This window comes from Streptomyces sp. NPDC040432 (assembly GCF_055595445.1).
Map to the genome: position 1 here is coordinate 1 of NZ_JBVIVP010000006.1, position 12,172 is coordinate 12,172.

Sequence of the window (12,172 nt, forward strand, 5' to 3'; positions counted from 1 at the left end):
CCGGTCATCCCGGTGGAGAACACGGCCTCGCCGAAGGTCTCCCCCACAGCGCCGTAGGCACGGCCGCGGAAGATCCGACCGTCCTCCAGGACGAGAACGGCGGGAGCGCGGGGCGGGTGCGGCACGCGAGGATTGAGGACGGGCGGGGACATCACAGTGCGCCTTCCGTCGGCTTCAGGCGGCCATTCCGACGCGCGGGGACGTGCACACGTCGGCGAGTCGGGCGGCGGGGTCGCGGTCGAGTGCGGCCATGACCCGTGCGGCGTCCTCGATCTCCGCCTCGGTGACGTCGTCGACGAACTCCGTGCGACCGATGCCCGTCAGCAGCGTCAGGTACTGGTGGTTGTCGCGATGGCGCATGGTGTCGGCCAGCGCCTGCCGCATCACCGCGGGGTCGCCGAACATGTGGTGGGACGGCGCCAGTCCGATCCGCCTGACGGTGTCCACGATCCGCTCCAGATCGCGCAGTCGAAGCCGCCCGCGATGGTGGGCCAGGACCGCGCTGAACACGCAATCCATCGCCACGGCCTCGCCGTGGTACAACTCCGGCCGGGCGTTCATCTCGACGATCGGCGAGAAGGTGTGTCCGTAGTCGACGATCCGCTTCAGATCGGTTTCCCACAGGTTCTTCTGCAACTCCTCGGCCATCCCCGCGATCGCCCGATGCATCGTGCTGCGGCCCGGCTTGGGCGCCCGGGTGTCGGGCCCCGAGTCCTGGAGCCGTTCGGCGACCAGCGTGGGACCGTACTCCTCCAGCAGACCGAACAGCTCCGCGTCCTTGATCAACGCCATCTTGAGCGCCTCACCGAGCCCGCTGCGTACCTGGCGGGCGGGTACCGAGGCGATCAGGCCCCGGTCGATCAGCGTGAGCGGAGGGGGTGCGAACGTGCCGAGGCGGTTGCGACAACCCTCGTAGTTCACGCCCGTCTTGGCGGAAACGCTGCCGTCGATCTGGCAGAGCAGGGTGGTGGGCACCCGGACGTACGGGATTCCCCGCCGGTACAGACTGGCGGCCATCCCCACGACGTCCTGGACCACCCCGCCGCCGATGGCTATCGGCGGAGTACCACGCCGGTTCGTTCCGATGGCGGTGAGCCGGGACGCGACGCGGAGCACCTGCTCGAAGGTCTTGTGGGTGTCCCCGCCCGGCAGCGTCAGGTACTCGACGGCGGCTCCGGCCCGCGTGAAGTAGTGGCGGATCCGCCGCCCGTAGATCTCGTCGACGGTCTCGTCCATCACCACGAGGCGGGTCCCCCCGCAGCTTCCGCTGCTGTCCGGCAGCCTCGCCAGTTCCGGATTGCCCGGGTCGAACAGGTCGGTGGTTTCGACGACCTCGTAGTCGTAGCGCCTTGTCGCATGCATCGTCCAGCGGTACGGCTCGGTCATGGTGCGCTCCATCCTGTGGGGGAGGGGGCCTCTGGTGGCCGTCTCCGTCACGTCTGGACGCGAGTCTGTGGTGCGCGCGGATGCCGTGCTGTCGGTCGATCGGACCAACCGGGGAACGACAGTCGGGCGGCTGCCCGGGTTTTCCCGCAGTCCCCGCAGTTCCCGTAGTCCCCTCCGTTCCCGCCGTCCCCGCCGGCTCCGCGATCCCCCTCGGCCGCGTCGTCCGCGTCGTCGTCCGACCGGACGGGGCGGGGCCCGGCCGGGTCTCCCTAGGCTCGAAAACCTCCGCGCGGATGCACGCGACGCACGGATGCACGCGACGCACCGTTCCCCGCGACGCACGCGACGCAGGAACCGGCCCTACGGGAGAGGACCCCATGACCGCCACCGAGCCCAGGACGGGCCCCCCGTCCTCACGCACACGCCCCGGCGACGGCGTGGAGGGGTCCCGGCCACCGGCCGCCAACTGGGCCGGCAACGTCGTCTTCGCCGCCCGCGACGTCCGCCGCCCACCCAGCGTGAGCGCGCTGCGGCGCCTCGTCGCCGACAGCCGTCGGTGCCGTGCCGTGGGGGGCGCGTACTCGTTCAGCCGTGTCGCCGACACCCCCGGTACCCTCATCGCGCTCGACCGTCTGCCACCCGTGGCGGACGTGGACACGCGGCGCCGGACGGTGCGCGTCAGCGCCGGCATGAGCTTCACCGACCTCAACCCCCGGCTCCACCGGTACGGACTCGCCCTGCCCAACCTCGCCTCGCTCCCGCACGTCTCCGTGGCGGGAGCCTGCGCCACCGGGACGCACGGTTCCGGCAACGGCAACGCGTGCATCGCGTCGGGCGTCGTCGAGACCGAGATCGTGACCGCCGACGGTTCCCTGGTCACGGTCCCGGCCGAAGCCCCGGAAGCGGGTGGAGCGGCCCTTTCCCTGGGCGCGCTCGGCGTGGTGACCCACGTGACCCTCGGGCTGGTGCCCGCCTTCGACGTGGAGCAGTACGTGTGGGAAGGGCTCTCCTGGGAGGCGCTCGTCGCGCACTTCGCGGAGATCACCGGCGCCGCGTACAGCGTGAGCGTGTTCACCGACTGGGGGCGCGACCACACCGTCTGGATCAAGCGGCGGACCGACGATCCGCGGCCCGACCTCGCATGGACCGGCGCGGTGCCCGCTTCCCGGGACCGGCATCCGCTGGCCGGGCTGTCACCGCGCGACTGCACCGAACAGTGTGGCCGGCCCGGGCCCTCCCACCGGCGACTGCCCCACTTCCGGCCCGGAGCCCTGGCCGGATCCGGTGACGAGCTCCAGTCGGAGTACTTCGTCCCGCTCACCCGCGCGCGGCAGGCCCTCGAAGCGGTCGGATCACTGCGGGCCGAGCTCCGGCCGGTCCTGCGGCTCTCCGAACTGCGCACGCTGGCCGGCGACGACTGCTGGCTCGGGCCCGGTTCCGGGCGCGCCGGCCTCGCCGTCCACTTCACCTGGCGCAACGACCCCGAGGCGGTCGCCCGGGTCCTTCCCGAGGTCGAACGGGTCCTCGCCCCGTACGACGCCCGTCCCCACTGGGGCAAGCTCTTCCGCACGGATCCGGCGGTGCTCGCCCGGTCCTACCCCCGCTGGGCGGACTTCGTGAACCTGCGCGACCGCTGGGACCCGACGGGAACGTTCGACAACGACTTCACCGACCGTTGCTTCCCGCGCGGCGGCCCTCAGGCCGGCTGATCCGGCGCCCCTCCCTCCCCACCCACCCTCCCTCACGCGAGGAGCAGTCATGGTCATCGAAGGACACCGGCGCGTACTGGTCACGGGATCGACCTCCGGAATCGGGGAGGCCGTGGCCGTCGCCTTCGCCCGGGACGGACACACCGTTTTCGTCAACGGCCGGTTCCCCGAGGGTACGGAGGCGGCAGCGGCCCGCGTGGCCCGCCTCGCGGGGGTGGCGTCCGGTCGGGTCGTCGCGGCTCCGGGCGACGTCGCGGCCGACGAGGGCGCGGCGGCCGTCTGCCGTGCCGCGCCCGACGTCGACGTCCTCGTCAACAACGCCGGTGTCTTCGACGAGGTCCCGGCGTTCGAGATCAGCGACGCGCAGTGGCGGCGGGTCTTCGAGGTCAACGTCCTCGCCGGGGTCCGCCTCACCCGCCACTACGCACCCGCGATGGTGGACCGGGGTTGGGGGAGGGTGGTCTTCGTCAGCAGCGAGTGCGCCGTCCTCACACCCAAGGAGATGATCCACTACGGGATGTCGAAGACGGCTCAGCTCGCGGTCTCCCGTGGTTTCGCCCTGGAGGTGGCGGGCAGCGGCGTCACCGTCAACTCCGTTCTGCCCGGCCCGACGCGGACCCCGGGAGCCGAACGGGTCGTGGCCGACGCCTACCCGGGGCTCTCCTTCGAAGAGGCCGAGGCCCGCTTCTTCGAGCAGCACCGGCCCACGTCACTGCTCCGCCGTTTCATCCTGCCCTCCGAAGTCGCCGCGATGATCCACCACCTCGGATCGGACGCCGGCTCGGCGACCACGGGTGCCGCCCTGCGGGTGGACGGCGGAGTGATACCGGCCCTCATTCCCTGACGGGCCCGGACGCGTCGAGGAGGGCCCGCAGCTCCGCCGGGCTCCGGTCCTTCGTCTCCGGTACGTACCGGCGGAACAGGGCCAGGATCAGCAGGGTGATCACCGCGAAGAACACGAAGGCTCCCGCGAGCCGGCCGGGCGCCGCCGGGGTGCCGACGACCACCGGGAACACGAGCGCGACCGTGAGGTTCACCGCCCAGGTCCCCGCCAGCGCTCCGCCCGACACCCCGGCCCGCAGCTCCGGGGGGAGCACGTCCGCGAACAGCACCCAGCTCAGCGGGCCGGCGGAGAAGGCGTAACAGGCGATGTAACCGAGCACGGCGGCGACGGTCAGGGCTCCGGCAGCGGCCCCGCCCACCAGCTGGAAGCAGGCGGCGGCCCCCAGCGCCACGACCATCCCGGACAGCCCCGCCGAAAGCAGCGGCCGTCGTCCGTGGCGCCTGATCAGGGCCAGCGCCACGAAGGACATGAGCACGTTGACGACGCCGACCGTCAGGCTGGCGGTCCTCGCCCCGGTCGCGCCCGGCAGACCGGCCGAGGAGAACACGAGGGTCGAGTAGTAGACGACGGCCCCGATGCCGACGATCGGGTTCATCAGCGCCGCCCCGACCGCGATGGCCAGGGGACGGCGCAGTACGGGGTCCGTCGCACACCGCAGGACGGACCGGTGCGGTGTCCGGCGCGCGCGGGACAGTACGGAGATCTCCGCCTCCGCCTCCTCGGGCCCGCGGGTGGCCCGCAGGACGGCCAACGCCTGCGGTGTCCGTCCTCGCGCCACGAGGTCCCCCGGGGCTTCGGGGACCCGCAGGGCCGCCAGGCACAGGGCGACGCAGGGCAGCGCGTTCACGGCGAACAGCACGCGCCAACCACCGTGGCCCATGGGCCCCAGGCCGAGGGCGAGGGCGGCCAGCATGGCGACCGCGATCGAGACCTGGTACGCCGTGACGAGGGACCCGCGACTGCGCGTCGCCGCGAGGTCCGCCACCAGTACGGGTCCCACGGCCGATGCCACCCCCATGGCCAGGCCGATGAGGAACCGCCCGCCGGTGAGCACCGCCGCGTTCGGGGCGACGGCGCACAGCACGGCGGACAGCGAGCCGAGGGCCCCGGCCAGGAGCAGGATGCGGCGCCTGCCGAGGCGACCGGTGAGCACGCCGGAGGCCAGGCTGCCCATGAGCGCCCCCACGAGCAGGGCGCTGACCACCACCCCCTGGTGGAGCGGTGACAGGCCGAACTCCGAGGCGATGACGGTGAGGCTCTCGTTCATGGTGGAGATGGACACGCCGATCAGCGCGCCGGCGCACACGGCGACCGCGAGCGTACGGCGCTGCGCACGCCGGTGAGCCGGCGCCGGGCGCACGTCCTCCCGTGCGGTCCGGCGGGCACGGACGGCGGGGCGGCGGGTGCCGCGGACGGCGGCGGGCCCGTTCACGGGGTGAGCACCAGCTTGACCGCGTCACCGGACAGGGCGCGCAGCGCCTCGCCGGCCCGTTTCCGGGGGTGGGTGCGGGTGATCAGGCGGTCGAGCGGCGCATCCGGGCGGGAGAGCAGCGCCATCGCCTCGGCGTACGAGCGGGGCGGGTTGAAGCTCACGCCCAGCAGGCGCACGTTGCGCTGGCACACGTCGGCGGCCGGATCGAGGGGCACCGTCGTCCCGTCCGAGACGATGTTGCCCACCTCGACGACGGTACCGAGCCGCCGTACCAGCGACATCGCCTCGGCGAAGGCTGCCGGTCCCGACGCGGCGTCCACCACCAGGTCGGCGCCGCGGCCGTGGGTGGCGTCGAGGACGATCCTGCGGCGTTCCGCCGGGTCGAGGGCCTCCGTGTCGATGACGGTGTCGAATCCGAGGTCGCGCGCCGCGGCCAGCCGCGAGGGCCGGGATCCCGACCCGATGACGGTGCCCACGCCCGCCCGCCGCAGGACGAGCCCGGTCAGCAGGCCGACGGCGCCCAGTCCGAGGACCACGGCGGTGGAGTCCGCGGTGAGCACCTCGTCCCAGGTACCGGTCGCCGTGCGGGCGACAGTGACCGAGCGGACGGCCACGGCGAGGGGGTCGAGCAGGGAGGCGACCGGGTCTTCGACGCCGTCCGGGACCTTCCACAGGTACGTCCCGGCCCGGACGGCGAGGTGGTCGCCGAAACCGCCCGTGAGGGCCGGCGGCCCCTGCCCGGCGGCGCCGGGCGGCAGGCCGATGGCCTCGGGCGGGATCCCGTAGACGAAGGCGTCCGTGCAGGTCGTGGCACCGGGGCCGAAGCGTCGACAGCCCCAGCAGCGCCCGCAGGGCAGCCAGGGGAAGAGGGCGACCCGGTCCCCGGTCCGCAGGGGCAGGCCGTCGGCGTCGGTGCCGGGGTGTCCCGTCCCGAAGGCCAGGATCCGGCCGACGATCTCGTGGCCGAGGACGAGCGGCGCGGTCGGCCGCCTGCCCAGGAAGTGGACGTCGGTGCCGCAGATCCCGTTGGCCGTGACCTCCAGCAGGAGGCCGCCCGGCGGCGGATCCGGCACGGGCAGCCACGTCCACTCCAGGACGCCGCGGTCGACCCAGACGTTGGCCCCCGTGCGTTCCCCCGGTCCCGCCGGGCCGGTCATGCGGGCGGCTCGGCGGGCCACAGGGCGGGGAAGCCGCGGGCGTCGCGGTGTGCCGTACCGCCGTCGTCCATGACGATGGGCTGCGGGACGGGGCTGACGAACTCCAGACGTACGCCGTGCAGGTCGTCCTTGTCGGTGAACCAGAGCAGCGTCCGCCCGTGCTCGTCCAGGGCGATCCCGTTGCAGCGCATGCCGGCTCCCGCCAGTTCCCGCCGGCGTCCCTCCACGTCGGGATGGTCCATGAACCCCAGGTGGTGAATTCCTTCGCCCTGCGCGGCGGAATGCGTTCCCTCCCCGTGGAATTCCATGAGTTCGATATGGGGCGGGCCCTCCTTGGAGAAGGATATGCGCGCGTCGTGCGGGTGCGGATCCGGTGCGCTGTCATCGACGTAGGTGTCGGTGCGGTAGCGGCCGATCTCGCTGAATTCGTAGCCGGTGGCCTTTTCCCATCGGGTGATCGATGCTTCGAGATCGGCCACGAGGAATCCGATGTGGTGGATGCGTTCTGGCACGGTCCGTGGTCCTTTCCTGCAAGCCGTACGGCATACGGCGACGAGCGGGCTGTGCGCACAGGGGGTTTCTGCCGACAGCGCCGGGGGCGTGTCAGGACACTAGGCCGCTCCGGCACCGGCCGCGTCGTCCCTTCGGCCCCACGGACGGAGGAGACGGACCGGTCGTCCGGGTGTTCCCGACGGTCGCCGCCCGGCCCGGTCCTGTCCTTCCGTCTCTCCACCGGTTGGAGGAACCGCGGTCGCGGGGTCGCACCTACGGTGATTTCGCCGGTGACGCCACGAGGCGTTTCGATCGACGGATCAACGGTTCCCCGTTCACCACGCAAAGAGAGAGATCCATGCTGATCTGTGGAATCAAGATGACTCATGACGGCGGGGTCGCCGTCATCGACGGAAACCGCCTCGCATTCAGCGTCGAAATGGAAAAGATAGGCAATAGGCCGCGCTACAGCCCGCTGGACGACCTGGCGCGCGTCGAGGAGATCCTGACCGGCGAAGGAGTCGATCTCGCCGATGTCGACCGGTTCGTCGTGGACGGCTGGTTCGAGGACCCCGCCACGGGCCGCGCCGAAGTGCCCGTCAGGGACGGCGGCTGCACGCTCCACCTTCCGGTGGCCTCGTACGCCGACGAGATGGTCCCGGCGGGTTCCCCCGGCGAGGATCCGCTCCTGCGCCGCCACCTCACGGGCCACTCCTTCTCGTCGAGTACCGACGGATACTCCAGCTACCACCACTCCGTCGGGCACGTCCTCGGTTCGTACTGCGCCGGTCCGTTCGCCGCCCGTGGTGAGGACGCCCTCGTCCTGACCTGGGACGGCGGAGCCACCAGCCGGCTCTACCACGTGACACCGAACCCGCCGAAGGTCACCCGGGTCGCCGTGATCCTGCCGTTCTCGGGGCACATGTTCTCGATCCTCTGCTCCGCCCTGGAGCCGTTCGAGATCAAGAACGCCTCCCTGATCGTGGAGGATCCGAACGACCCGGACGTCCAGCTCGGCATCCTCTCGGTCGCCGGCAAGGCGATGGCCTACGCGGCCCTGGGCACGGTCGACGAAGGAGCGTTCGGCACCTTCGACGAGCTCCTCTCGGGCATCACCCCGTCGAACGACGCGGTCGCCCTCGTCACGCAGGTCCTGCGGATCAGGGAGCGGCTCGTCGCCGAACGGGCCGCGCTCTTCCCCGGGATGACCAGCGCCGACATCATCGCGACCTTGCAGTCCTACCTGGGGAAGAAAATCCTCGACGAGGTGGCCGTCCAGGTGCGCAAGCACTTCCCCGGCTCCCGGCCCAACCTCGCCCTGGCGGGCGGCTGCGCCCTGAACATCAAGTGGAACAGCAAGCTGCGCGCCTCCGGCCTCTTCGCCGAGGTCTGGGCTCCGCCCTTCCCCAACGACTCCGGCGCGGCCATCGGGGCCGCGGCCTGCGCGATGTTCGCCGAGGGAGGGCACACCCGGCTCGACTGGGACGTGTACAGCGGCCCGCGACTGACGGCGCCCGGAGCGGCGCCGGACGGCTGGCGGGCCGACCCGTGCGACGAGGCGCGGCTCGCGCGGTTCCTCGCGACGGAGGGCGAACCGGTCGTCTTCCTCGCCGGGCGGGCGGAGATCGGCCCCCGCGCCCTGGGCGGGCGCAGCCTCCTGGCGCCGGCGACGGACGTCCGTACGCGGGACCGCCTCAACGAGGTGAAGGGCAGGGCGGGATATCGTCCGGTCGCCCCGATCTGTCTGACGGAGCGGGCGGCGGAGGTCTTCTCGCCGGGCACCCCCGACCCGTACATGCTGTTCGAGCACAGGATCCGACCGGAGTGGGCGGACCGGGTTCCGGCCGTCGTCCACCTGGACGGGACCGCCCGCCTCCAGACGGTGGACTCCGACGCCGGAACACCCGTCTCCAAGGTGCTGACCGCGTACGAGCGGCTCACCGGAATTCCCGTGCTGTGCAACACGAGCGCCAACATGAACGGACGCGGGTTCTTCCCCGACGTGGCGACGGCGGCGCGGTGGGGACGGCTCGATCACATCTGGTGCGACGGAGTCCTGTACACCAGGGCCGAGCGGGCGCCGTTCTCCGGCTGACGCCCCACCGCCCCGCTGCCGGCCGGTTCCCACCTCCACGCGGAACCGTGAACTTAGGGTAGCCTTACTTCCGGGGGTGGCTCGGTGTGGAGCCCGGCCCGCCCGTGACCAGGGGGCGGGCCATGGTCCCCGGGAGTCCCGGACCGGCCGGGCGCTTCAGTGCTGTGGAGGTAGGCCCGTGGCCACAACCGCTCTGCTCGGCGATCCCGTCGCGGGTCGGACGCCCACGACCGCGGTGGACGACGACTTCATCGCGGGGGGCGGCCATCCCCTGCACGTCCACGAATTCCACCAGTTCCTCTACGTGCCCATGGGCCGCATCGAGGTCACCATCGACCGGCACGAGCACCAACTCGACCCGTCGGTCGCCCTGTGGATCCCCGCCGGGGTGTGGCACAGCGCCCGCTTCGAACCGGACTCCCTCATCATCGTCGAGTCCTTCGACCCCGAGGCGCACCACCTGCCCTACTCGGGGCCCGCCGTCATCAACGTCACCGGCCCCCAACGGACACTGTTGCTGGCCCGGATGCGCAGCTCCGATCCCGTCGCCGACGATCCGGTCGTCTTCGCGGCGCTGAGCGGCGGCCATCCGGACTCCCTGCCCCTGCCCCAGCCCGTCAGCCGCGCCGCCGTCGCCGTCGCCCGGGAACTGGCCCGCCGGCCCAACGACCCGCGCACCGCCACCGAATGGGCGCGGGACTGCTACACGAGCTCGACCAGCCTGCGCCGTTCCTTCCGGGAGGAGACCGGACTGGCCTTCTCGGAGTGGCGGACCCGGCTGCGGCTCAACCATTCGCTGGAACTGCTGGACCAGGGGCTCCTGGTGGGCAACGTGGCCACCCGGGTGGGCTTCACCAGCGTCAACGGCTACATCGCGGCCTTCCGCCGCTACTTCGGTGAGACGCCGGGCTCGTACACCCGCCAGTCCTCCTGAAGGCCGTGGGCAATGGCGCGGTCCGTCCGACCCCCGTACGGCAGGACCGTCGCCATCCACCTCACCGGACCCCGCGGCACCGTCCTGCTCCGTCGGGCGCCGCCGTTCCGAACGACCCCCACGCTAGGACCCCGAAGGCCTCCGGGTGAGGACCGCGCGCGCCGGCAGGAGGGCCGCGCGCGCCACGGGGGGACCGGCCGCGCCCCGACGGGGTCGGGCGGAAGCCGCCCTCCGGCTCGAACTGGCCGAATCCCGCTGGTCTATGCTCAGCCCTCGTGGTTTCAGACGCACATCACGGGACGACCTCGTCCGCCCTCACCCGACTGAACGTCAAAGCGGCACGCATGGTCGGCGTCCCCGGGCACAGCTACGCGCACCTGCTCGGTCTGGCGAGCGAGCACCTCGACGACGACGCCTGCCGCACCCCCGCCGCCTCGACCATCCGTGTCCTGGAACTGACGACGGGCCGTGCCCACTGGACCGAGGCGTCCCTGCTGATGGCACAACAGTCGGACATCGGCACCCTCGGTGTCTGGGACTACCTGATCACCTCCGCGTCCACCCCCCTCGAAGGCATCCGGGACGCGTCGGCCTACCTGTCCACCGTCGTCGACACCCGCACGGACGGCCTCCGGCTCACCGAGGACGGCGACCGGATCACCCTCAGCCACATCAACGAGTCGGACCTGTCCCACCCGGCGGCGTGCGCGGTCCGCTCGTACGCACTGGGCGTGTACCGGCGACGCCTCGGCGAAGCCGCCCGCCGCGACCTCGTCCCAGTCCACGTGGCGTTGGCCGCCGAGGCGCCCCGCCGGCACGACGCCCTGACCCGGATGTACGGGACCCGCGCCATCGAGTTCGAGGCCCCGGTCAGCTCGATCACGTTCCTCGCCTCCGACCTGTCGGCCCCGAACCCGCACGCCCAGCCGGGCCTTTCGGACGTCCTGCGCACCCACGCCGACCGCACCCTCGCCTCGGCCGTACCCCTTCGCGACTGGCTGGACCTCTTCCGCGCCGCCCTCGTCCCCGTCCGCGACGAGACCGCACCTACCCTGGCCGACGTCGCGCGGCGCATGACCGTCAGCACCCGCACCCTCCAACGCCGGCTCGACGAACACGGCACCACCTGGAGCGCCGAGGTCGAGGCCGTGCGCCGGGACCACATCGCCCACCTGCTCCACGACACCGACCTGACCCTCGACACGGTCGCCACCCGCAGCGGCTACGCCGACGCCCGCGCCCTGCGCCGCGCCGTCCACCGCTGGTACGGCACCACCCCGGGAACCCTGCGCCGCGCCGGGCGACTCCGCACCGACCAGGATCCGGTCCCCCCGAGGGGCGGGCGGTCAAGGCCGGCCGACGACCGGATGATCGGGGAAGGACTCGACGACCAGCGGGCCCGCCGCACCGGCGAGCCCGGCCGGCGCCGTCACCAGGCCGTGGAAACCCCGTCGGCCGTCGTCACGTAGGCGCAGCGGCCCGCGGCCCACTCCAGCGCCATCCGGTGCTCGGCGGCCGAGAAGTCCGCGACCGCGTCGGCCACCACGAACGCCTGGACGTCCTGCATCCAGGCGTCGCAGGCCGTCATCATGACGCCGATGTGCGCGTACACCCCGGTGATCACCAGCTGGTCCCGGCCGAGGGCGCGCATCCGCTCCAGCAGGTCGGTACGGACGAACGCGCTGTACTTCCACTTCGTCAGCACCGTGTCCCCGGGACCGGGGGCGACGGCCGGGACGATGGCCTCCGCCTCGGGGTCGGCGGGCAGGCCGGGGCCCCAGAAGTCCTGCTGGAGGCCCCGCTCCTGCGGGCTCTGGCCCCCCGGCTGGGCGGTGTAGAACACCGGGACACCCGCCCGGGCGGCGTCCTCGCGCAACCGGGACACCTGGCGGAGCAGTCCGGTGACGGGCTCCTGGGTGGTGTCGTAGGCGGACATGAAGTAGTTCTGCAGGTCGTGGACCAGCAGGACCGAACGCCGCGGGTCCGGCTTCCAGTCCACCCGGTTCGCGGGCAGCTCGGCGGCGGTGGGCATCGGGTAGGGGGTGACGGCGGGCAGGGCCATGGGGGAGTTCCGTTCGGTGTGCGGGGGAGCGGTCGGGGCGGGTCGGGCAGGGGGGTGTGGG

At 72.5% G+C, this 12,172-nt stretch carries 11 protein-coding genes; 5 read left to right on the forward strand and 6 right to left on the reverse strand.

The features are described from left to right. Both ACZ58N_RS15345 and ACZ58N_RS15350 read right to left on the reverse strand, forming a co-directional pair. The coding region (locus ACZ58N_RS15345; RefSeq protein ID WP_471160095.1) for a carbamoyl-phosphate synthase domain-containing protein at positions 1-152 on the reverse strand (152 nt) is incomplete at its 3' end. 22 nt (positions 153-174) lie between these two features. Further along, on the reverse strand, positions 175-1,386 hold the full coding sequence (locus ACZ58N_RS15350) for a sedoheptulose 7-phosphate cyclase (protein WP_471159268.1): 1,212 nt from the start codon (positions 1,384-1,386) through the stop codon (positions 175-177). Between the two features lie 377 nt (positions 1,387-1,763). On the opposite strand from ACZ58N_RS15350, the gene ACZ58N_RS15355 reads away from it, so the two are divergent. Both ACZ58N_RS15355 and ACZ58N_RS15360 read left to right on the forward strand, forming a co-directional pair. Continuing rightward, positions 1,764-3,095, forward strand: coding sequence for a D-arabinono-1,4-lactone oxidase (locus ACZ58N_RS15355; protein WP_471159270.1), 1,332 nt, complete (start codon positions 1,764-1,766; stop codon positions 3,093-3,095). Positions 3,096-3,144: 49 nt separating this feature from the next. Then, complete coding sequence (locus tag ACZ58N_RS15360; RefSeq protein ID WP_471159272.1) at positions 3,145-3,939, forward strand: SDR family NAD(P)-dependent oxidoreductase; 795 nt, start codon at positions 3,145-3,147, stop codon at positions 3,937-3,939. On the opposite strand, the gene ACZ58N_RS15365 is transcribed toward ACZ58N_RS15360, so the two are convergent. The 3 genes from ACZ58N_RS15365 to ACZ58N_RS15375 are packed head-to-tail and all read right to left on the reverse strand — an operon-like array spanning position 3,929 to position 7,040. Beyond that, entirely contained in the window at positions 3,929-5,371 is a 1,443-nt protein-coding gene (locus tag ACZ58N_RS15365) for an MFS transporter (protein WP_471159274.1), read from the reverse strand. The two genes, ACZ58N_RS15360 and ACZ58N_RS15365, sit on opposite strands and share 11 nt — an antisense overlap. After that, positions 5,368-6,528 (reverse strand): zinc-dependent alcohol dehydrogenase, encoded by a 1,161-nt coding sequence (locus tag ACZ58N_RS15370; protein ID WP_471159277.1) that lies wholly within the window; start codon positions 6,526-6,528, stop codon positions 5,368-5,370. The genes ACZ58N_RS15365 and ACZ58N_RS15370 overlap by 4 nt, the downstream gene beginning before the upstream one ends. After that, positions 6,525-7,040 carry a VOC family protein gene (locus ACZ58N_RS15375; protein ID WP_471159279.1) on the reverse strand — a complete coding sequence of 172 codons (516 nt, stop codon included), beginning with the start codon at positions 7,038-7,040 and terminating at the stop codon, positions 6,525-6,527. The genes ACZ58N_RS15370 and ACZ58N_RS15375 overlap by 4 nt, the downstream gene beginning before the upstream one ends. A 338-nt stretch (positions 7,041-7,378) precedes the next feature. Between ACZ58N_RS15375 and ACZ58N_RS15380 the strand changes: the two genes are divergently transcribed. The 3 genes from ACZ58N_RS15380 (at position 7,379) to ACZ58N_RS15390 (ending at position 11,518) form a co-directional block, all read left to right on the forward strand. Continuing rightward, on the forward strand, positions 7,379-9,115 hold the full coding sequence (locus ACZ58N_RS15380; protein WP_471159281.1) for a carbamoyltransferase N-terminal domain-containing protein: 1,737 nt from the start codon (positions 7,379-7,381) through the stop codon (positions 9,113-9,115). A gap of 178 nt (positions 9,116-9,293) precedes the next feature. Beyond that, positions 9,294-10,049, forward strand: a complete 756-nt coding sequence (locus tag ACZ58N_RS15385) for a helix-turn-helix transcriptional regulator (RefSeq protein ID WP_471159283.1) — start codon at positions 9,294-9,296, stop codon at positions 10,047-10,049. A gap of 275 nt (positions 10,050-10,324) precedes the next feature. Then, positions 10,325-11,518, forward strand: a complete 1,194-nt coding sequence (locus tag ACZ58N_RS15390) for a helix-turn-helix domain-containing protein (RefSeq protein ID WP_471159286.1) — start codon at positions 10,325-10,327, stop codon at positions 11,516-11,518. Here ACZ58N_RS15390 and ACZ58N_RS15395 read toward each other — a convergent pair. Then, positions 11,479-12,111 carry an isochorismatase family protein gene (locus ACZ58N_RS15395; protein ID WP_471159288.1) on the reverse strand — a complete coding sequence of 211 codons (633 nt, stop codon included), beginning with the start codon at positions 12,109-12,111 and terminating at the stop codon, positions 11,479-11,481. The two genes, ACZ58N_RS15390 and ACZ58N_RS15395, sit on opposite strands and share 40 nt — an antisense overlap. Between the last annotated feature and the right edge of the window lie 61 nt (positions 12,112-12,172).